The sequence below is a fragment of the Geodermatophilus sp. SYSU D01176 genome (assembly GCF_054050015.1).
Genome location: NZ_JBJGYN010000007.1, coordinates 65,472 through 86,049, shown reverse-complemented (window position 1 = coordinate 86,049; position 20,578 = coordinate 65,472). Strand labels below are relative to the sequence as shown.

At 74.6% G+C, this 20,578-nt stretch carries 19 protein-coding genes and 1 pseudogene; 13 read left to right on the top strand and 7 right to left on the bottom strand.

The features are described from left to right. Nucleotides 1-120: 120 nt before the first annotated feature. From ACI78Z_RS06425 to ACI78Z_RS06400, 6 genes are all read left to right on the top strand, one after another. Nucleotides 121-1,254 carry a baeRF2 domain-containing protein gene (locus ACI78Z_RS06425; RefSeq protein WP_457035695.1) on the top strand — a complete coding sequence of 378 codons (1,134 nt, stop codon included), beginning with the start codon at nt 121-123 and terminating at the stop codon, nt 1,252-1,254. Nucleotides 1,255-1,282: 28 nt separating this feature from the next. Continuing rightward, a complete protein-coding gene (locus ACI78Z_RS06420; RefSeq protein ID WP_457035694.1) occupies nt 1,283-1,540 on the top strand; it encodes a DUF2795 domain-containing protein in 258 nt (85 codons plus the stop codon). A 1-nt stretch (nt 1,541) separates the two neighbouring features. Then, nucleotides 1,542-1,772 (top strand): hypothetical protein, encoded by a 231-nt coding sequence (locus ACI78Z_RS06415; protein ID WP_457035693.1) that lies wholly within the window; start codon nt 1,542-1,544, stop codon nt 1,770-1,772. Then, nucleotides 1,769-2,161, top strand: coding sequence for an acyl-CoA thioesterase (locus ACI78Z_RS06410; protein WP_457035727.1), 393 nt, complete (start codon nt 1,769-1,771; stop codon nt 2,159-2,161). The genes ACI78Z_RS06415 and ACI78Z_RS06410 overlap by 4 nt, the downstream gene beginning before the upstream one ends. A 348-nt stretch (nt 2,162-2,509) precedes the next feature. Further along, entirely contained in the window at nt 2,510-2,959 is a 450-nt protein-coding gene (locus tag ACI78Z_RS06405; RefSeq protein ID WP_457035692.1) for a cupin domain-containing protein, read from the top strand. 29 nt (nt 2,960-2,988) lie between these two features. Further along, the gene (locus ACI78Z_RS06400) at nt 2,989-3,408 is read left to right on the top strand and encodes a ChaB family protein (protein WP_457035691.1); all 420 of its coding nucleotides are present in this window, start codon (nt 2,989-2,991) and stop codon (nt 3,406-3,408) included. Nucleotides 3,409-3,452: 44 nt separating this feature from the next. Here the strand turns inward: ACI78Z_RS06400 and ACI78Z_RS06395 are convergent, their stop codons facing one another. Beyond that, complete coding sequence (locus tag ACI78Z_RS06395; protein WP_457035690.1) at nt 3,453-3,860, bottom strand: ester cyclase; 408 nt, start codon at nt 3,858-3,860, stop codon at nt 3,453-3,455. Nucleotides 3,861-4,482: 622 nt separating this feature from the next. Between ACI78Z_RS06395 and ACI78Z_RS06390 the strand changes: the two genes are divergently transcribed. After that, nucleotides 4,483-5,901 carry a M1 family metallopeptidase gene (locus ACI78Z_RS06390; protein WP_457035689.1) on the top strand — a complete coding sequence of 473 codons (1,419 nt, stop codon included), beginning with the start codon at nt 4,483-4,485 and terminating at the stop codon, nt 5,899-5,901. Between the two features lie 129 nt (nt 5,902-6,030). On the opposite strand, the gene ACI78Z_RS06385 is transcribed toward ACI78Z_RS06390, so the two are convergent. Beyond that, on the bottom strand, nt 6,031-7,341 hold the full coding sequence (locus tag ACI78Z_RS06385; protein ID WP_457035688.1) for a M24 family metallopeptidase: 1,311 nt from the start codon (nt 7,339-7,341) through the stop codon (nt 6,031-6,033). Between the two features lie 66 nt (nt 7,342-7,407). Then, nucleotides 7,408-8,511 (bottom strand): diguanylate cyclase domain-containing protein, encoded by a 1,104-nt coding sequence (locus tag ACI78Z_RS06380; RefSeq protein WP_457035687.1) that lies wholly within the window; start codon nt 8,509-8,511, stop codon nt 7,408-7,410. 156 nt (nt 8,512-8,667) lie between these two features. Here ACI78Z_RS06380 and ACI78Z_RS06375 point away from each other — a divergent pair, with 156 nt between their 5' ends. The 5 genes from ACI78Z_RS06375 to ACI78Z_RS06355 all read left to right on the top strand — a co-directional run bounded on the left by ACI78Z_RS06375 (nt 8,668) and on the right by ACI78Z_RS06355 (nt 15,717). Then, nucleotides 8,668-9,141, top strand: coding sequence for a cupin domain-containing protein (locus ACI78Z_RS06375; RefSeq protein ID WP_457035686.1), 474 nt, complete (start codon nt 8,668-8,670; stop codon nt 9,139-9,141). Between the two features lie 43 nt (nt 9,142-9,184). After that, nucleotides 9,185-9,367: a hypothetical protein gene (locus tag ACI78Z_RS06370; RefSeq protein WP_457035685.1), complete on the top strand. Its 183-nt coding sequence runs from the start codon at nt 9,185-9,187 to the stop codon at nt 9,365-9,367. A gap of 129 nt (nt 9,368-9,496) precedes the next feature. Further along, complete coding sequence (gene npdG, locus ACI78Z_RS06365) at nt 9,497-10,192, top strand: NADPH-dependent F420 reductase (RefSeq protein ID WP_457035684.1); 696 nt, start codon at nt 9,497-9,499, stop codon at nt 10,190-10,192. Between the two features lie 241 nt (nt 10,193-10,433). Further along, nucleotides 10,434-15,239 (top strand): choice-of-anchor D domain-containing protein, encoded by a 4,806-nt coding sequence (locus tag ACI78Z_RS06360; RefSeq protein WP_457035683.1) that lies wholly within the window; start codon nt 10,434-10,436, stop codon nt 15,237-15,239. Nucleotides 15,240-15,267: 28 nt separating this feature from the next. Continuing rightward, nucleotides 15,268-15,717, top strand: coding sequence for a hypothetical protein (locus ACI78Z_RS06355; RefSeq protein ID WP_457035682.1), 450 nt, complete (start codon nt 15,268-15,270; stop codon nt 15,715-15,717). Nucleotides 15,718-15,723: 6 nt separating this feature from the next. Here the strand turns inward: ACI78Z_RS06355 and ACI78Z_RS06350 are convergent, their stop codons facing one another. Beyond that, nucleotides 15,724-15,945 (bottom strand): nucleotide disphospho-sugar-binding domain-containing protein, encoded by a 222-nt coding sequence (locus ACI78Z_RS06350; protein WP_457035681.1) that lies wholly within the window; start codon nt 15,943-15,945, stop codon nt 15,724-15,726. 13 nt (nt 15,946-15,958) lie between these two features. Continuing rightward, a pseudogene (locus ACI78Z_RS06345) lies at nt 15,959-16,159 on the bottom strand (glycosyltransferase); the annotation flags it as partial. A 722-nt stretch (nt 16,160-16,881) separates the two neighbouring features. Between ACI78Z_RS06345 and ACI78Z_RS06340 the strand changes: the two are divergent. Continuing rightward, nucleotides 16,882-17,811, top strand: a complete 930-nt coding sequence (locus ACI78Z_RS06340; protein ID WP_457035680.1) for a type IV toxin-antitoxin system AbiEi family antitoxin domain-containing protein — start codon at nt 16,882-16,884, stop codon at nt 17,809-17,811. Between the two features lie 90 nt (nt 17,812-17,901). Here ACI78Z_RS06340 and panB read toward each other — a convergent pair whose 3' ends face one another. After that, on the bottom strand, nt 17,902-18,732 hold the full coding sequence (gene panB, locus ACI78Z_RS06335) for a 3-methyl-2-oxobutanoate hydroxymethyltransferase (RefSeq protein ID WP_457035679.1): 831 nt from the start codon (nt 18,730-18,732) through the stop codon (nt 17,902-17,904). Then, nucleotides 18,729-20,564 (bottom strand): NAD+ synthase, encoded by a 1,836-nt coding sequence (locus ACI78Z_RS06330; RefSeq protein ID WP_457035678.1) that lies wholly within the window; start codon nt 20,562-20,564, stop codon nt 18,729-18,731. Before ACI78Z_RS06330 ends, panB begins: the two co-directional genes overlap by 4 nt. Nucleotides 20,565-20,578: the final 14 nt, after the last annotated feature.

Genomic DNA, 20,578 nt, shown 5'->3' with positions numbered 1-20,578 from the left:
CCCGGATCCGACACGGGTGTGAGGCCACGGCCGGTGGGTAGGCGGCGGGAGCGGGACCGCCCGGGTTGCGGGCCCCGCGGACCCCGAGCCCCACCGCGATCGAGGAGTGGTTCCACCCCCATGGACGTGTCCTTCCTGGCACCGGTCTTCACCGCCTCCGGGCCCTACGCCACGGTGTGCGCCGACGTCACGCACACCACCGAGAACGCCGACACCGAGGTGGAGCTGCGGGTCCGCGCCATCGCCGAGAAGCTCACCGAGCAGGGCGCGCCGGAGGCGGTCGTCGAGGCGGTCCGCAGCCGGCTGCTCGAGGCCAACGACGGCGGGGAGGTCGCCACGCTGCGGGGCCGGGCCGTCGTCGTCGCGGCCGACGGCTCCGTCGTCCTCGACCAGCCGCTGGTGGACGCGCCGCGGCAGGAGGTCGCCGAGTGGTCGCCGACGCCGAACCTGCTCCCGATCCTGCGGCAGCTGCCCGGACGCGTGCCGCACATCGTCGTCGTCACCGACCGGGTGGGCGCCGACATCTCGGTGGCCACCCTCGTCGGCCGGCCCGAGATCGAGGACGAGGTCGAGGGCGACAGCTTCCAGATCCGCAAGTTCCAGGGTGGCGGCTGGGCGCACCACCGGTACCAGCACAACGCCGAGAACAAGTGGGTCCACAACGCCGACAACGTCGCCGAGCGCATCACCTCGCTGGTGCGCCGCCTGCACCCGGCCTTCGTCCTCGTCGCCGGAGACATCCGGGCCCGGCAGATCCTCACCGACCGCGCCAGTGACCTCTGGTCGGACCTGATCGTCTCCATGGACGAGGGTGGCCGCGCCGCCGGGGCCGACCGCGAGCCGGTCGACCAGCGGACCGCCGCGCTCGTCGCGGAGCACGAGGCCCGCGAGGAGGCCGACGCGGTGGAGAAGCTGGCCTCGGCCGGCGCCCACGGGCTGGCTGTCACGGGCAAGGCCGCGGTGGTGGAGGCGCTGCGCAAGGGGCAGGTCGAGACCCTGGTCCTCGCCGACCAGCAGGACCCCGACGAGACGCTGATCGTCGGCAACTCACCGCTCGAGCTCGGCGTCGACCAGCACGACATGGACGCGCTGGGCACCCACGGCACCGTCGTCCCGGCCGAGGGCGCGCTGCTCGCCGCCGCGGTGGCGAGTGCGGCCGGTGTCGTGGTCGTGCCCCGGGCGGCGATGCCCGAGGACATCCCGGTGGCCGCGATCCTGCGCTACACCGACGACTCCACGCCCAACTCTCAGTGACCCCGACCCCCGATCGATGGGAGACCCCGTGACCGACCCGCACCAGCCCGCCACCGCACCCGGCACCTCTCCCGGCGACGTCGAGCACCGCGCGGCGCTCGCCGAGGCCCTCGGCAAGGAGGTGTGGCCGGCCGACCGGGACACGCTCGTGGCCAAGGCCCAGGAGGGCAACGCCCCGGACAGGGTGCTGTCCGACCTGCGCCGGCTCCCGTCCGGCCAGCAGTTCGACAACGTGCAGGACGTCGCCCGGGCGCTGGGCATCGGCACCGAGCAGCAGCGGTTCTGAGATGACCACGCAGAAGGAGCCCAGCCCCGAGGCGCTGGCCAACGTCACCGAGCACAACGTCCACACGCGGGCCGAGCTGCTGCCCGAGGAGGAGGAGCTCCACGGCAGCGGCATGGAGGAGGTCGCCGCCGAGGTGATCCTCGCCGAGTCCGAGGAGCGGACCGTCCACCCCGACCCGGACGACGCCCAGGGGGCGCACCGCCAGTCGGCCGAGACGGCGGACCTGCCCTGAGCGCCGTCCACGAGCACGCCGTCCAGCTGCGCTGGTCGGACCCCGACTCCCTCGGCCACGTCAACCACGCCCGGGCACTGAGCCTGCTCGAGGACGCGCGGCTGGCGATGGCCGAGGGGGCGCCGGGGGACCGCGGGCTGATCCTGGCCCGGCTGGAGGTCGACTACCTCCGGCAGCTGTACTACCGGGTCGGTGAACGGCTGTGCGTGCGCAGCGTGGTGACGCGGCTGGGCGCGAAGTCCCTCACCGTCCGGCAGGAGCTGGTGCAGGACGACGCGGTCGCCATCCGCGCGCACGTGGTCATGGTCCTGTTCGACTTCGCCACGGATTCCAGCCGGGCGATGACCGACGACGAGCGCGCCCACTGGTCCCGGTTCGCCGAGGCCTGACGACAGCGGTCCCTGCGAGGGGCGGACCGGTGCGCGGAGTCAGGCGAGAGGTGTGGCCTGAGTGGGCCTCTTCGACGGCTTCGCCGAGACCGGCGCCGACGGGGCGGACGGCGTCCGGCTGCGCGTGCGGGTCGGTGGCGAGGAGCCGCCCGCTGCTGGCCGCGACCGGGCCCAGCTCTCCTGCAGGGACCCGCCGCGAGCCTGCGAGGGGTGGGGGCAGGAGGGTCCTCCCTCTGCGCGGCGGCGGGCGCATCGACAGCGGCCACCACATGGCGGAGGAGGCGCCCGACGAGCTCGCCGCGGCCCTGGTCCCGTTCCTCGCGCACCAATCGCGGGTACCGGCCTGGCATGGCCGCCCCCTTCGCCCGGGACCACGACGGCGGGGAGCGCCTGGAGTTCTGGGGGACGACGGTCGTCGTCCGCGCGTCCGCGGACACCACCGGCGGTGCGTTCACCCTCGTCGAGGAGGCGGCGCCGCTCCTGGACACCTCGCGGCACGTGCACCGGGAGACCGACGAGCTCTACTACGTCATCGAGGGCGAGCACGTCTTCGTGTGCGGGGACCAGGAGTTCACGGTGGGCCCCGGCGGGACCCTGTTCCTGCCGCACGGCGTGCCGCACTCGCACCGGCGGGTGGTCCCGCGGACCGGCCGGCTGCTGTGCATGACCTCCCCGGCCGGGTTCGAGGACTTCTTCCGCGTCCTCGCCGAGGCCAGCCGCACGGGGTCGCCGTTCGACGAGGCCTACGAGCGGGCCTCCCGGGAGCACGGCGTCACCTGGCTGGGGGAGGGCGACTGACCCCCACGGCCTGCGGGTACCGGCCGGGCATGCCGAAGACGACGAAGAGCGGAAAGGCCAAGCAGGACGAGATCCCCAGCACCCTGCAGCGCTCGGACGGGAAGGCACAGCGCACCTTCGCCAAGGCCCACGACTCGGCGATGGACTCCTACGACGACGAGCAGCGCGCCAACCAGGTCGCCTGGGCCGCGGTGAAGCACACCCACGAGAAGGTCGGCGACCACTGGGAGCCGAAAGACCACAAGGGACCGAGCGACCCGCAGGCCGAGGGCGGCCGGGACACCGACCGCGGGACCAGGGGCGGCGTCGACGCCAACGCCACCAAGGAGCACCTGATGGACGTCGCGAAGCGGCTGGACATCAGCGGCCGGTCGTCGATGACCAAGGACGAGCTGGTCGACGCCATCCAGAAGGCCAACGACCGTGAGACGCGACAGGCGCGCTCCTGACGAGGTCGCGGCCAGCCGCAGCGGTCCTGGGGTCCAGCCCGGGTTCAGGTGATCTGCTGCATCATCTCCAGCCCGTTGAACTCGGCCCAGCGCTCGACGATCCGACCATCCTCGATCCGGAGGATGTCGATACCGGTCAGCCGCACGGTCCGGTGCGTGGGAGGAACGCCGAGCTGGTCTCCTTCATGCGTGCCCGTGGCACTCCAGCGGAGCACGGCGCGATCGCCCGACACCACGACGTCCTCGTTGGTGACCCGGAGGTCGGGGAAGGCGGCGTGGTACAGGTCGATGACCTGGTGGATGCCCTCGCGGCCCGGCCCCTGACCCGGCTGGGGATTGTGGTCGATGACGTCCGCGGCGAAGATCCGGTCGACGAGATCCCGTGGCGCGTCGGCGTCCCACGCACGGCCGTAGTCCTGCACGAGTCGGGTGATGTCCTCTGTCGCTGTCATGATGCCCTCCGCGGGCCGTCGCGATCGTGCAGCTGCGAGTCTCCTCCCGGGTGGCTTCGCGGCAAGCCGTTTCGCAGGCGGTCGAGCCGAGCCTGCCTGATCGCGTCCTGCACCAGGCCGACGGTGCCGAGGAACGCGACCACCGCCGCTGCCCACAGGAACGGGGCCACGTCCCGGCGCCACGCCGAGACGACGAGGGCCGCCGCTCCGGCCAGGAGGGCGACGAGGCGACAGCGAAGGCCCGGGGAGGTGACGTCGGCAGACGACCGTCCAGCGGCCCCTTCGCACCGCCGGTGGTACGCCGCCCCCGATGGCCGACGACCCGTCCGTCCCCGGTCACGCTCCGCGGCCGGTCAGTCGGCCGTGCTGGGGTGGGGCACGGGCCGGGTCCGGCGGTGGGCGCGGGCCGGCTGAGCCTCCGCTCGTCGGCCTCCGGTCAGTCCGTCGGACGGACCCCTGACCTCCGCGTTCCCCCTCCGTCCACCAGGCCAGCTCCGGAGTGACCAGGCCCTCGATCCGCTCGGCAGGACCCGCCGAGGCAGAGTGCCCGGCGCGGATCAGGATCGGGGCCGCTCCGTCCGCGGTGACGCCGTCGTCACACCCGTGGATCTACGGTCCGGCCATGCGACACCCCCTCGTGGTGGCGGGCACCGTCCTCGTCCTGACCGTGCCGCTGCTGGCGACCACGCCGGCTCTCGCCGAGCGTCACGACCCCGGGAGCACCTCCGGAGGCGACCCCTACTTCCCGGCCGCGGGCAACGGCGGCTACGACGTCGGCCACTACGACCTGACGCTGGCCTACGACCCCGCGACCGGGCGGCTGGACGGCACCGCGGTCGTCACCCTCACCACGACCGCCGACCTCGACCGGTTCAGCCTGGACCTGCGCGGGCTCACCGCGACCTCGGTGACCGTCGACGGCCGGCCCGCGGGCTTCGAGCAGCAGCCCCCGGACGCCACCGGCCGCGGCGGCGAGCTCGTCGTCCGGCCGCGGCCGGAGCTCGAGGCGGACACCCCGCACCGGGTGACCGTCGTCTACGGCGGCGTCCCGGGCCAGCCGGTCGACTCGACGGGCGCGCGCTACGGGTTCGTGAGCTTCCCGGACGGCGCCTTCGTCGCCAACGAGCCCGACGGTGCCGCGACGTGGTACCCGGTCAACGACGTCCCGACCGACAAGGCGACCTACGACTTCCGCATCACGGTGCCCGAGGGCAAGACGGCGATCGCCAACGGCGAGCCGGTCGGCGCCCCGGTGACCGCGGAGGGCCGGACCACCTTCGTGTGGCGGGCGACCGACCCGATGGCCAGCTACCTGTCGACGGCGTCCATCGGCGACCACGTCGCGACGACGCGGACCGGACCCGGCGGCCTGCCGATCCTCGAGTTCGTGGAGCGTGACCTCACCGCGGCCGACCGCGCCACGACCGAGGCCAGCCTGGCGCTGCAGCCGCAGATGATCGACTTCTTCGTCGACCTGTACGGCCCGTACCCGTTCACCTCGTTCGGCGCGATCGTCGACGACGACTCCGTCGGGTACGCGCTGGAGACGCAGACGCGGCCGGTCTACTCGGGGGTCGCCAGTGAGTCGACCGTCGCCCACGAGCTCGCCCACCAGTGGGTCGGCAACAGCGTCTCGCCGGAGACCTGGCGCGACATCTGGCTCAACGAGGGCTTCGCGACCTACTCGGAGTGGATGTGGGCCGAGTCCCGCGGCGGCCCGACCGCGCAGCAGCGGTTCCAGGAGGTCCACGCGAGGCCGGCCGAGGACCCGTTCTGGGCCGTCCCGCCCGGCGACCCGGGCCCGGCCGACCTGTTCGCCCCCGCGGTCTACGGTCGCAGCGCGGCGGCCCTGCACGCGTTGCGGGGGGAGGTCGGGGAGGAGCCGTTCCGCACCCTCCTGCGCCGGTGGGCGACGGAGAACGCCGGCGGCAACGTCAGCCGCGCCGACCTGGTCGCCCTGGCCGAGGAGGTGAGCGGTCGGGACCTCGGCGCCTTCTTCACCACCTGGATCGACACGCCGGGCAAGCCGGTCACCTGGTGAACCGGTGCAGCGCGTCCACCCGGCCGCCGGCCGGAGGCGCCGCACCGGTGCGGCGTCCCTCGGCTCGCTCTCGGTGCGTCGGTGCGCTCCTCGCTCGCAGAGCTCGCTGCGGTGCTCGCGCCGCTGGCATCAAGCGCTGGGGATGAGCAGCAGCTCGGTCTGCCGGTCCCCGAGGTAGGCCACGCCGTCCGCGGTGAGGGCCACGCCCTCCTCGAGCGCCATGCGCACCGGCTGGTCACCCCACTCCGGCACCGGCACCCGCACGCACAGCTCCAGCGCGTAGACGGTGTCGGGGTGCAGCACCCGGTCGCCGGCGCCGGGGACGCCGCGCTGGTCGTCCCACCGGCCGATCGCCGGACCGGCCCCGTGCCCGTGGACGCCGACCGGGTGGGAGTAGATGTCGCCGTCGATGCCCTGGGTGGCGGCGGCGCAGCGGGCCGCGGCCAGCACCTCGTTGCCGGTGCGGCCGGCGACCAGCTCCGCGGTCGTCAGGTCCTGCAGCCGGTTGCCCACGGCCAGCGCCTGCCGCAGCCCGGCCGGCGCGTCGGTCTCGCCGCGGCGCAGCACGTAGCCGTTGCGCTGGCTGTCGGTCCGCAGACCCAGGCTGGACAGGCCGACGTCGCAGTGCACCAGGTCGCCGGGCTCCACCGGCACGTCGTAGGGGACGGCGGGCAGCAGCGCCCCCTGCTCCCGGAGCGGCGCGACCCCCGCGCGCTGCACGTCGACCACCGGGTGGAACCACGGCTCGACGCCCAGGTCGGTCAGGCGCTGCCGGAGCCACCAGGCCAGGTCGGTGGCGGTGGAGACCCCGGCGGTCAGGACGGCGGGGGAGAAGGCCTCCTCGACCACCTCCCGCACCCGGTGGTTGAGCCCGTCGAGCACGGCGATCTCCTCGGGCAGCCGCGTCTCCAGCCACCCGACGGCGAGCTCCTCGGCCGACGCCAGCCGGTCGGCCCACGGCCCCAGCGCCTCGGTGAGCTGCCGGTGCTCGGTGTGCGACAGCCCGTCGGCGAGGGCGAAGTCGGCGGAGACGTCGATGCCGATCCGCCGGGGCGCGGCCTGCTCCACGATCCGGCGCACCTCGGCCCACTGGGTGCCCTCGGCCGGCAGCCGGCCGCCGTCCTCGGGGGACCAGGCCGGCAGGAACTGGCCCACCGGGTAGCGGGAGACCGCGGCCGCGGTGACGCCGTCGTCGCTGCGGTGCAGCACGAGGATCGTGCGCCGGCGGGCCGACAGCCAGGTGGCCGGCAGCAGCGTGGCCAGCACCGGGTCCTCGTTGTACTCCCGGCCGACGACCAGCCACAGGTCGATGCCGGCGCGGTCCATGAGCCCGGGCAGCAGGTCGAGCAGCCGCTGGGTCAGCCACCGGTCGCGGACGTCGGCCTGCTCGCGGAGCGGCAGCGGGACCGTCCGGGTGGGGTCCGGCGCGACGAGCGTCATGGGAAGAGTGGAGCAGAGAACCGGCGTCCCCACCGGTCGAGCGGCGGGCGGCAGCGGGGTCCTTCCTCAGCCGGCCGCGCGGCCGGCCGGGGGGACGCTGTCGTGCAGCGGCCGGGTCCGCTGCCGGGGCAGGACGGCGGCCACCCGGTCCCGGCCGGCCTGCTTGGCCTCGTACATGGCCCCGTCAGCGCGGTCGACCAGCCGCCACATCGCGTCGGCGGCGTCCTCGCCGTCCACCGGGCGGGTCAGCGCGATGCCGATCGAGGCGGTCACCGAGTGGCCGTCGGCGCTGCGGCTGGTCCGCACCGCCGACCGCAGCCGTTCGGCGAGCCGGCGGGCCTCCGCCGGGTCGCTCACCAGGCCGAGCACGATCATCTCCTCGCCGCCGGTGCGCGCCAGCACGTCGGTGGGCCGCACGGTCAGCGCCAGCGAGGTCGCCACCGCGCGCAGCACGGCGTCCCCCGCGGCGTGCCCGTGGGCGTCGTTGAGCCGCTTGAAGTGGTCGAGGTCGAGGACCATCGCGGCCACCCGCGACCCCTCGCGGCGGGCCTGCCGCCACACCCGCGGGGCCTGTTCGACGAGGAAGCGGCGGTTGGACAGCCCGGTGAGCGGGTCCTGGTGGGAGAGCGCCTGGGTGGCCTCCAGCAGCCGCTGCACCCGGCGGCGCAGCACGTGGACTCCGCAGGACGCCGCCAGGAGCACCCCGGCGTTGACCCCGGCCTGGACGGTCACCAGCAGCAGGCCGTCGTGGGTGTGGTCCATCGCCACTGCACAGGCGACCACCGTGGCCAGCATGCTGCCCCCGAGCATCCACGGGCCCAGGAACCAGGCCGCGACGAAGGCGGGGAACAGCAGCACCAGCGGCGTGACCTGCGAGGGCTCGGACATGCCGACGACGACGATGACGTAGACCAGGTCACCGAGCAGGACGAGGCCGAACGTCGGCCAGCGCCCGGCTCGCTGACGCCAAGCCAGCACCAGGGCAGCGAGCAGACAGGCCACCATGGCGATGGCGTAGAAGAGGCGGGTCGTGCCTTCGTGCAGCGTGCCGTCGATGAAGAGGTTCACCGAGCCCGTCAGCCCGCCGAGGAAGGTGAGACCAGCGAGCGTGCGCGCGGCGAAACGTTGTTCCGCGCCGCGGCTCACGGCGAGGTCGGACGCCCTCGCCACAGTCCGTGTGTCGGTGTCCTTGCGTTGCCCCCCGCTCACGGAAGGCAGCATGCCGTACACAGCCGGTTCTCAGGGAGTCCCGGAACCCGGGTGCCTCAGATGTCCCAGTCGCCGGGACGGGTCGACGGCGCCGCAGGTCGGTGCGAGGGTGGCGGCGTGTCCCACCCCGAGCCCGGCACGGTCGTCGTCCGCACCCTCGCCGAGCACCCGATGGTCGACGCGGGCGGGACCGCCACCCTGCGCATGGTGGCGCCCGGCTCGCACACCGCCGGCCGCTTCGGCCTGGTCGAGTACCGCCTCGCCCCGCGCAGTCCCGGCGCCGCCCCGCACTACCACCGGACGTTCTCCGAGTCCTTCTACGTGGTCTCGGGACGGCTGACCGTCTACGCCGACGGCACGTGGCGGCCGTACTCGGCGGGGGACTTCGCGCTGGTGCCCGAGCACGGCGTGCACGGCTTCCGCAACGACGGCGACGAGCCGGCCGGCTTCCTCATCCTCTTCGCCCCGGGCATCGCCCGCGAGCACTTCTTCGCCGAGATGGCCGAACTCCGCCGCAGCGGGCGGACGCCGACCCCGGAGGAGATGACCGCCTTCTACGCCCGGCACGACCAGGTGATGGTCGACGTCTGACCGGGCAGGAACGAGCAGCCGACGACGACCCGAGGAGGACGACATGGCGCAGGGACCGTGGTTCTACTGCCTCAAGCACCACACCGTGGAGGACCGGGACGGCTGCGCCGAGCGGCACCGGCTGGGCCCGTACCAGACCCGCGAGGAGGCCGAGCACGCGCTGCAGTCGGTGGCCGAGCGCGAGGAGCGGCTGACCGCCGAGGACCGGCGGTGGCAAGGCGACTGAGGAAGGGCCACCCTCCTCCCCGCGGCTCGCCGGTGCGGGGGCCCCTGGAGGGTGGCCGTTCCACTCCGTCGCCAGGGCATGATCGGCGGCGGGAACGCCGGGAGGTCCGGCGGCGCAGGAGGTGGACGCGTGTCGGACGGACGCTCGGTGGAGGACCTGGTCGTCGGCGTGCTGGGGGGCACCGGTCCGCAGGGTCGCGGGCTCGGCGTCCGGCTGGCCGCGGCCGGGCAGCGCGTGCTGCTGGGCTCGCGGGACGCCGAGCGGGCCGGGGAGGTCGCCGCGCAGGTCGCCGAGCGGGCCACCGCCGCGGCCGGGGGCTGCGAGGTGTCGGTGACCGGCGGCTCGAACGTCGACGTCGCCGGCGCGGCCGACCTGGTGATCGTCGCCGTGCCCTACGGCGGGCACGCCGACACCCTGGCCGAGCTGGCCACCCCGCTGGCCGGCAAGGTCGTCGTCGACTGCGTCGTCCCGATGGCCTTCGACGAGCTGGGCGCCTACGTGCTGGACGTGCCCGAGGGGTCGGTGGCCCAGCAGGCCGCCGCGCTGCTGCCCGACTCGTCCGTGGTCGGCGCCTTCCACCACCTGTCGGCCCGGCTGCTGGAGGACCTGTCCCGGCCCACCCTGGACGGCGACGTGATGGTCGTCGGTGACGTCCGCGAGGCGACCGACACCGTGCAGGCGCTGGCCGGCCGGCTGCCCGGCATGCGCGGGATCTACGCCGGGCGGCTGCGCAACGCCCGCCAGGTGGAGGCCCTGACCATCAACCTCGTGTCGGTCAACCGCCGGTACAAGGCGCACGCCGGGATCCGCGTCACCGACGTGTGACCCACCGGCGGGCCCGCCCCTGCGGCGCCCGCGGAGCGGTGACGGTCCGTTGACGACGTGGTGACGGACGCCTCCTAGCGTCGCGCCGACGAGCCATGCCCTGACATCGACGACGAGACCAACCGCTCCCATGGCTCACTGCCGTCGACGGTCCGGTCGACGGCGGGTCCCGTGGCGAGGTGCCACCGGTAACCCGAGCGCCTCTCCACAGTACGCGGAGCGGGGCTGCTGGGGGTGAGCGATGACGCGGCACACCGGGGACGAGGTCGCGGGTCCCGGTCAGGGCGTCGGCGCCCCGGTGGGGGAGATCCGCACCAGCGTGACCGTGGGTGGCGACGTCAGCGGACAGCTCGCCGTCGGTTCGCACATCGTGCAGATGCGCGTGGACACGGTGCTCGGCAACCTGGTGACCGTCCTCCCGCCGGACGCCCGGGCCAACGTCACCCCGCGGCCGGTGCCGATCAGCCTGGTGCCCCGCCGGCCGGCCTTCCTCGTCGGCCGTCAGCGGGAGACGGCGCTCGCGGTCGAGGCGCTCTCCACCCGGCGGCCGGTCGAGCTGTACGGGCCGGCGGGCATGGGCAAGTCCACCCTGCTGCGCTCGCTCGCCCACCAGCTGCCGATCGCCGAGGCGTGCGGGGGGATGGCGCACCTGTCCGCCCGCGGGCTCTCGCACGACGACCTGCTGCAGGTCCTGTTCGACGTCTTCTACTCCTCCGACATCCCGGTCCGGCCCACCCCCGGCGAGTTGCGGCACTACCTGCAGCACGCCCGTGCGGCGCTCCTGCTCGACGACGTCGCACTGGTGCAGGACGACGTCGCGGACGTCGAGGACTACGCACCGGAGTGCGGCTTCATCCTCACGACGACGTCCGGCACCGAGGCCGGCGACGCGCTGTCCATCGAGCTCACTGGCCTGCAGGGGGCAGCCGCCCGAGCGCTGGTCGCCCGCGCCCTCGGCCGTCCCGTCGGTCCCGACGAGCAGCCCGCGGTCGACAGGTTGTGCGGTCTCGTCCGCGGAGCTCCGGCCGGTCTGCTGCGGCTCGCCGCCGCGGCCCGGACCTCCGGCGGCACGCTGGCCGAGTTCGCCGAGAGCGCTGTGGCGTCCGGGGTCCCGCCGATCCCGGTGGACTCCGTCGAGGACCTGCGGTTGCTGGCGCTGCTGGCGGCCATCCCCGGCGTCCAGCTCGGCGTCGAGGAGCTGTCGGCGATCACCGGCGACGGTGACGTGCAGGAACGGGTCGACCGGCTCGTGGCCCGGGGGCTGGTGCTCGCGTCCGCACCCCCGGTGCCGACCCGCGCGCGGATCGCCTACAGCCTCGCCGACGGGGTGGACCTCGGCCCGCCCCTCCTGTGGCAGATGGAGCAGCGGCGCGCGGAGGTGCGGCAGTACTTCCTGGACCTGGCGGAGCGGCGCAGCGAGACGCTGCTGGCCCCCGGAGCTCCGGCCGAGACGCTGCGCGCGGTCCACGCCGACGCCGCGCGTCACCGCGAGTGGCGGTACGTGCTCGCCCTGGGCGTCCTGCTCGACGCGGCCTACGCACTGAGCGGGCGGTGGGACGCCTGGCGCGAGGTCGCCCAGCACAAGCTGACCGCCGCCCGGGAGCTGGGCGACCGGGCTGCCGAGGCCATGGCCCTGCACCAGCTCGGGACGCGGGCGCTCTGCGTCGGCGAGACGGGCACGGCGAGGGACCTGCTCCAGGCCGCCCTCCGCCTGCGGGCGGCCGTCGGTGCCTACGCGGCGGCGCAGGTCACCCAGCACAACCTGTCCCTGCTCATGGTGCCTCCGCCACTACCGGACGAGCGGGACGACTCCACGGCGGTCGAGGACGACGGCGCGTCCACGGCGGTCGAGGACGGCCACGGGTCGACGGCGGTCGAGGACGACCACGGGATCCTGGAGTTTGCGGAGGAGAGCGCCTCGGTGGGCGCCCAGGGGCACGCGGGCGCTACCGCCGTGCACTCGTCCTCGGGCCTCGGCGTGGGCGGAGGTCCCACCACTATCTCGGCCAAGGTGCTGGCCATAGGGGCCTCGCTGGTCGTCGTCCCGGCGCTCGTGGCCGGGCTCGTGATCCTCGGATCCCAACCGGACGACGCGGCCACCGTGGCGCTCGACGAGCGAGCCCTGTCGTTCGGGGCCGCGGCGGTGAACCAGGCCTCCGAGTCCCGCTCCCTGACCGCGCGCAACCTCGGCGCCACACCGATCCACCTGGACGACTTCCGGACGTCGGGTCCGAACCACTCGGACTTCGTCGTCACCGCGAGCACGTGCCGCAACCGGGAGATCGCCGCCGGGCAGACGTGCACGGCGGACGTCGTCTTCAGCCCGACCGGCGCCGGGCCGCGCGCGGCGTCGATGACGGTCGACGTCCGTGAGCTGGACGACGACCCGACCGCGACGCTGTCCGGCACCAGCACGGAACCGGACCCGTCCTCGCCGACCGCCGTGCCCACCGAGCTGTCCTTCGGCGACCAGACGCTCAACGAGTCCAGCGGACGGCGGCAGGTGACCGTCAGCGGGCCGCCCGAGGTCCCCGTGGTCCTCGGGCCGGTCGCGCTGTCGGGACTCGACGCCGCGGACTTCGTCGTCGAGGGCGACAGCTGCTCGGGCGTCCAGCTCCTGCCCGGTGCGACGTGCTCGGTCGGTGTCCGGTTCACCCCGGCTGACGAGGGCTCGCGCCAGGGCCTGCTCACCCTGCCCGGTCCCGACGGTGTCCCCGCGATCGCCGTGCCGGTGAACGGCACGGGTGTCGATCCGCCGTCGGACCCGGCGTTCCAGGTCGACCCCCGGGCGGTGGACTTCGGTGCCCGACCGGTCGGCAGCCCCTCCCCGCCGGAGCGGGTGGTGCTGGCCAACTCCGGCGACGCACCCCTGGACGTCTCCACCGTGTCCGTCCTCGGCTCGCCCGACTTCGCGCTCACCCAGGCGGCGTGCCCGGCCTCCCTCGAGCCAGGCCAGGACTGCGTCGTCACCGTGGTCTTCGCCCCGGTGACGACGGGACTCCGGACGGCGCAGCTGTTCTTCGGCGGCGACGGACCGGCCGTGCCGCTGAGCGGCTCGGGGACGGCACCGCCGACCGCCGCGCCCGACATCTCCCCGAGGGTCCTGGACTTCTCCCAGGTGCGCGTCGGTGACCTCAGCCCCCCGCGGGACGTCGTCGTGACCAACCGCGCCGACCGCCCGCTGCAGCTCACGGCGGGCGCCGCCACGGGCGTCGCCGGGGCGTTCCGCCTGGACGGCGCGGAGTGCGCCGGTGCGGCCGTCGCACCGGGCGGATCGTGCACCGTCACCGTGCGCTTCGCGCCGACGGCCGCAGGGGAGCACTCGGGGGTCCTGCTCCTGACCGCGGAGGGGTTCCCCGATGCGGCGGTGGTGCTCAGCGGTGTCGGCGTCCGCCGTGACACACCGCTGGTGCCGGACGTGATCGGACTGCCCCTCGCGCAGGCGGAGGAGAGGCTCGATGCGGCCGACCTCGAAGTCGGCGCGATCGGGCGTGTCGCGCACCCCGACATCCCGGAGGGGGCCGTCGCCGACCAGTCGCCGCGTCCCGGCGTCCCCGTCGCCGCGGGCTCGTCCGTCGATCTGCTGGTCTCCAGTGGCCCGGAACTCGTGCCGGTGCCTGACGTGGTGGGCCTGAGCCGCTCGGAGGCAGCGCAGCTGCTCCTGGACGTCGACCTGCGGGTCGGCGCGGTGTCCGAGCGCCCGGACCCGAGCGTCGAGACCGGTGTCGTGCTGGAGACCGGTCCGCCCGCCGGGACGCAGGTGGCCGCCGGCAGCGATGTCGACCTCGTGGTCTCGGTTGCCGACCCCCCGCCGTGCACAGTGCCCGAGCTCGTCGGGATGTCCCAGCGGGACGCCGTCGGGGCGCTCGGGGCGGCCGAGCTGTCGGTCGGGCAGGTCACCCAGCGTCCCGACCCGAGCCTCGAGGCGGGCACCGTGCTGGAGAGCAGCCCGGCTGCCGGTTCGAGGCTGGAGTGCGGCAGCTCGGTCGACCTGGTCGTGGCCTCCACCGTCACCCCGCAGCTGTGCACGGTGCCCCAGGTGGTCGGCATGACGCGTGACCAGGCGGCCGCGGAGATCCGGGACGCCAGGCTGACGGTGGGTGACGGTGGCACCGAAGCCAGTTCCACCGTCGGCGAGGGCACCGTGCTGCGCAGCAGTCCGGCCGCGGGAGCGACGCCGGAGTGCGGCAGCACCGTGACCATCGTCGTCTCCTCCGGCCCGCCGCCGTGCCCGGAGGGGCAGGAGCGGGCGACGCCGAGCTCTCCGTGCGAGCCGATCACGGTGGAGTGCACTGAGCCGCAGGTGCTGGATCCGGAGACCAACACCTGTGTCACGCCGCCGTGCCCGGAGGGCCAGGAGCGGGCGACGCCGAGCTCTCCGTGCGAGCCGATCGAAGTGGAGTGCACCGAGCCACAGGTGCTGGATCCGGAGACCAACACCTGTGTCACGCCGCCGTGCCCGGAGGGGCAGGAGCGGGCGACGCCGAGCTCTCCGTGCGAGCCGATCGAAGTGGAGTGCACCGAGCCGCAGGTGCTGGATCCGGAGACCAACACCTGTGTCACGCCGCCGTGCCCGGAGGGGCAGGTGCGGGACTCGTCGGGGGAGTGTGTGCTGCCGCCGTGTCCGGAGGGGCAGGTGCGGGACTCGTCGGGGGAGTGTGTGCTGCCGCCGTGTCCGGAGGGGCAGGTGCGGGACTCGTCGGGGGAGTGTGTGCCGCCGCCGTGTCCGGAGGGGCAGGTGCGGGACTCGTCGGGGGAGTGTGTGCCGCCGCCGTGTCCGGAGGGGCAGGTGCGGGAGACGCCGACCTCTCCGTGCGAACCGACGTCCTTCGTCGAGGGACCCGGAGTCGGACTCCGACAGTCAACGGCTGCCACGCCTCGACGACCGGTCGGTCGCCGGGGTGGGCGTGTCCTCGGGCCCAGCCGGTTCCTGGCTGCGCGACGCGCTGAGCCCGCGAGCTCGCGCACCGGGCTCCCGGTCCCTCTCCACACGCAGTTCCCGAAGCATGCGGAGAGCCGCCGGAGAGGCCGCCGAGCGCTGTCCTAGATGTAGAGCCCACCAGGAGGGGTCGATCATGACCAGCAACCGCGGACCGGGAGACGACTTCCACGTCAGCATCGGCGGCTCGGTCGCCGAGGGTGGACAGGTCGCCGTCGGCCGGGACATCGATCAGCGCTACACGCGCATCGCGCAGCAGGCGCCGGCCGTCACCGAGGCGGACCTCGCCGAGCTCCGCAGGGCCGTCGAGGAGGTCAAGGCCCGGATCCGGGCCGAGGCCCCGCCGGAACAGCAGGCCGCGGCCCTCGAGAGGGTCGACGAGATCGAGCAGGCGGTCGTCGCGGAAGAGCCCGACCTCACGACCCTCCAGTACGTCCGGAAGTGGTTCGTGAAGAACCTGCCGAAGCTGGCCGGCACGGTCACGGGACTCGTCGTCCACCCCGTCGTGGGCAAGATCGTGGAGGCGGCCGGGGACGTCGCGGCCTCCCAGTTCCGCAAGCTCTTCACGGACGAGTCCGGGCGCTGACCCTGCTCACTCGCCGGCGAGAGCGGTCAGCCGGGGGACCAGCTCCGCCGGGTGCGGCATGGCGGCCATCTCGGCGGCGACCTCACCGGCCGCTGTCCGGAGCCCCGGGTCGGTCCCCAGCCGGTCCAGCAGGGGACGGCGCACCTGGTCCAGGTCCGCCGTGAGCCCGGCCCCGCGTGCGGCGACGAGGTCGGCGTTGACCCGCCGGTCGCCCGCGCCGCGGACCACCCAGCTGCGGCACTCCCGCGGCCAGTGCGGTCAGGAGGGTCCCCGCGCCGCCGTGGTGCACCACGCCCGCGGCGGCCGGGAAGACCGCGGGGAACGGCAGCCAGTCCGTCGTCCGCACGTTCGGGGGTAGCGGGCGACGGGTGACCCAGCGGTCGGGCTTGACCAGCACGACGTCGATGTCGCTGCCGGCCGCCGCGGCGACGACCGTGGTCATGAGGCGGTCGCGGCGCGGGTCGGCCACCGTGCTGCGGCTGACCAGCAGCCGCGGACGCTGCCCGGGCTCCGCGCAGGCGCTGTCGAAGGGACGGTCCGGGGCCTCGGGCACGAACCGCATCGGCCGGCCCGAGCGGCGGCCGACCAGGCTCGGGGGCGCGGTGCTCAGCACCTCTGCCGGGGCCGGGAGGTCCGTCAGACCCCGCGCCGGCCCGTAGGTCGCGCCGGCCGCGGCGAGCAGCTCGCGCGTGTCGAACAGGTTGCCCTCGATCAGCACCGCCGGGACGCCGCAGCGCGCGGCGGCCTCGCGGTGCGCCAGCCGGGGGGCGCGCCATGAGACGGAGGAACAGCGGGCCCAGGCGCAGCCGCGGGGCGACGTCGGTGGGGTCCAGGTCCGGTGGGCAGACGCCGAGCCCGTCGCCCGCGGTCGCGACGGTCACGGTGTGCCCGGCGTCCCGCAGCGCCCGCGCGAGGGGGACCAGCGGCAGGACGTGCCCGGTGAGCGGCGAGGCGACGACGAGAGCACGCACCCAACCACCCTGACCGACGGGCCGCTCCGGCGGGAGGGGCCCGCTCCGCGGGCGGTTCCCCGCTCTGCCGGCGAGATCCCGCCTGCGGAGCGGGGAAGTCGCCGGCAGAGCCCTGCGTCCACAGGGGCGTCGGCCCTCCACAGCTGCAGCGGCGGACTTCCCGCCGGTGCCCTGCACCGGCCACGGTCGGAGCGTGGACCCCTCGCTGTTCCCCGACCTCGTCCTGCGCCGCGCGGCCCTGCGGAACGGGTGGTCGGACGCCGAGCTCACCCGGCAGCTGCGCCGAGGCGGGCTCGCGCGATTGCGGCCCGGCGCGTACGTCCCCGCCGTGGCACCCGACGGCGAGGCCCAGCGCCACCGGCTGCTGGTCGCCGCGACGCTGGACGCCCTGCGACGTCCGGCAGTGGTGAGCCACCAGTCCGCGGCCGTGCTCCTCGGCATGCCGCTGTGGGGCGTGGACCTGCGACGTGTGCACGTCACCCGCCGGCCGCCGGCCTCCAGTGAGGTGGGGCGGCACCTGCGCTGCCACGTCGCGCGACTGACCGACGAGGAGGTGGTGGCGGTCGATGGCGTGCCCGTGACCAGTCCGGTGCGCACGGCGCTGGACCTGGCGCGAACACTCGCCGTCGAGCCCGCGGTCGTGGCGCTCGACGCGGCGCTGCGGCTGCGACTGGTGCACCGGCCGGAGCTCGACCGCCGGCTGGAGGGCGTCGTCGGGACACCCGGGAGCCGCGCTGCGGCCCGTGCCGTGGGCTTCGCCGACGGCCGCAGCGAGAGCGTGGGCGAGAGCCGCAGCCGGTTGCTGCTGCACCGGCTGGGTCTGGCCCCGTCGACCCTGCAGCTGGCCGTGCGGAGCGCCGGTGGACGCCTCCTGGGGCGGGCCGACTTCGGCTGGGAGGAGGCGCGGGTGGTGGGGGAGTTCGACGGCCGGGTCAAGTACGGGCGACTGCTGCGGCCCGGTCAGGAGCCCGGCGACGTCGTCTTCGAGGAGAAGCGCCGGGAGGACGCCTTCCGCGACGAGGACTGGGGCGTGGTCCGGTGGACCTGGGCAGATCTGACGCCCGCCGTCCTCGGGCCGCGGGTCCGCCGCGCGCTCGACCGCGGCCGCCGACGGAGTGGGTGACCCTGCTCTGCGGGCAGGTTCCCCGCTCTGCCGGCGAGATCCCGCCCGCAGAGCGGGGAAGTCGCCGGCAGAGCCCCGAGGACCGCCCGCCTACTCGAAGGAGTGCTCCGGGCCCGGGAAGACGCCGCCGCGGACCTCGTCGGCGTACTCCCGCGCGGCCCGCAGCAGCTCACCGCGCAGGTCGGCGTACTTCTTGACGAAGCGCGGCACCCGGCCGCCGGTGAGCCCGGCCATGTCCGGCCAGACCAGCACCTGCGCGTCGCAGTCCGCGCCGGCGCCGATGCCGATCGTCGGGATGGCCAGCTCCTTGGTGACCTGGCCGGCGATCTCGGCGGGCACCATCTCCAGGACGACGGCGAACGCGCCGGCCTCCTGGACGGCGTGCGCGTCGGCGAGCAGCTTCTCCGCACCGGCGCCGCGGCCCTGCACCCGGTAGCCGCCCAGGGCGTGCTCGCTCTGCGGCGTGAACCCGATGTGCGCCATGACCGGGATGCCCGAGTCGTTCAGCAGCTCGATCTGCGGCGTGACCCGCACCCCGCCCTCGAGCTTGACCGCCTGCGCGCCGCCCTCCTTCATCATCCGGACGGCGGTGGCGAACGCCTGTTGCGGCGAGGACTCGTAGCTGCCGAACGGCAGGTCGGCCACGATGAGCGACCGCTTGGTCGAGCGGGTGACCGCCCTGGTCATCAGCAGCAGGTCCTCGACGGTGACCGGCACCGTCGAGCTGTGCCCGAGGACGACGTTGCCCGCGGAGTCCCCGACCAGCATGACGGGGATGCCGGCCTCCTCGAAGATCGCGGCGCTGGAGGTGTCGTAGGCGGTGAGCATCGCCCACTTCTCACCGCGCTCCTTGGCCTGCTGGAGGTGGTGCACGCGGACCCGCGTGGTCGAGGTGCCGCCGTAGAGAACCGGGTCGGTCATGAGTGTGATGCCGCTCCTTCGCGGACGGTGGGCAGCGTCTCCCGCCACCTGTTGGTGATGGGCAGCCGCCTGTCGCGTCCGAACGCCTTCAGGCTGATCTTCGTTCCGGGCGCCGACTGCCGGCGCTTGAACTCGGCGGCGTCCACCAGCCGCAGCACCCGCGCCACCACCTCCGGGTCGTGGCCGCGCTCGAGCAGGTCGGCCATGCCGAGGTCGCGGTCGACGTAGTCGGCGACCACCGCGTCGAGCTCCTCGTAGGAGGGCAGCGAGTCGGTGTCGACCTGGCCGGGCGCGAGCTCGGCCGACGGCGGCTTCTCGATCGAGTTCGCCGGGATCGGTTCGGTCTCCCCGCGCCCCCGCGCGTACTCGTTGCGCCACCGGGCCAGCGCCCACACCAGGGTCTTGGGCACGTCCTTGATGGGGGCGAAGCCGCCGGCCGAGTCGCCGTAGAGGGTGGAGTAGCCGACGGCGATCTCGCTCTTGTTGCCGGTGGTCAGCAGCAGGTGGCCGTGCTGGTTGGACAGTCCCATGAGCAGCGTCCCGCGCACCCGCGCCTGCAGGTTCTCCCCGGCGACCCCGGAGAGCTCGACCGCGGAGTGGTAGGCGTCGACCATCGGCGCGATCGGGACGACGGAGTAGTGCAGCCCGGTGCGCTCGGCGAGGTCCGCGGCGTCGGCGAGGGAGTGCTCGCTGGAGTACTTCGACGGCAGGCCGACGCCGTACACGCGGTCGGCGCCGAGCGCGTCGACGGCGAGGGCCGCGCAGACGGCCGAGTCGATGCCGCCGGAGAGCCCGAGGACGACCGAGGGCATGCCGTTCTTGTCGATGAAGTCCTTCAGGCCCAGCACCAGCGCCCGCCACACCTCCTCGCAGTCCGACAGCGGCTCGGCCACCGACGCCGGGCGGGCCTCGAACGCCGGCACGGGGTCCTCCGACAGCACGTGCCGGGTCACCGTCATCGGACCGATCCGGCCCGCCCGCCGCTCGGGCACCGCCGACGGGTCGATGGACAGGTCGACGCACATCAGGTGCTCGACGAACTGTGGCGCCCGGCCGAGCAGCTCGCCGTCCGCGGCCACCGCCATCGAGTCGCCGTCGAAGACCAGCTCGTCCTGGCCGCCCACCTGGTTGCAGTAGACGACCGTCGCCCGGGCCTCGGCGGCCCGGCGGCGGACCAGCGGCAGCCTCAGGTCGTCCTTGGCCCGCTCGTAGGGCGAGGCGTTGGGGGAGAGCACCAGGTCGACGCCGGCCTGCCCGGCGACGCCGCACGGGCCGCCCTCGACCCAGAGGTCCTCGCAGACGGTCAGCGCGACGTCCACGCCGTGCAGCCGCACCACCGGCAGCTCGGTGCCGGGCACGAAGTAACGGGCCTCGTCGAAGACGCCGTAGTTGGGCAGGTGCCGCTTGTAGTAGCGGACGACGACCTCGCCGCCGTGCAGCAGCGCGGCCGCGTTGCGGGGGGCGCCGCGCCGCGGGTTCGCGTCGGCCGGGCGGTCGTCGTCCCCGGGCATGGACTCCGCTGGCGCCGGGCCGCTGCCCTCCGTGTGCGCGAGGTAGCCGACGACGACCGCGGTGTCACCCAGGCCCCGGGCGGCCAGGTCGCCGGCGAGCTCGACCAGCGCCGTCTCGCTGGCCTGCGCGAAGGACTCGCGGAGGACGAGGTCCTCGGGCGGGTAGCCGGTCAGCGTCATCTCGGGGAAGACGACGACGTGGGCCCCGGCCGCGGCGGCGTCCGCCGTCCAGCGGGTCACCAGCGCGGCGTTGCCGGCGAGGTCGCCGACGCGGGTGTCGACCTGGGCGAGGGCCACTCTGAGCTGCACGGGTTCGCTCACGTGCCCATCCTGGT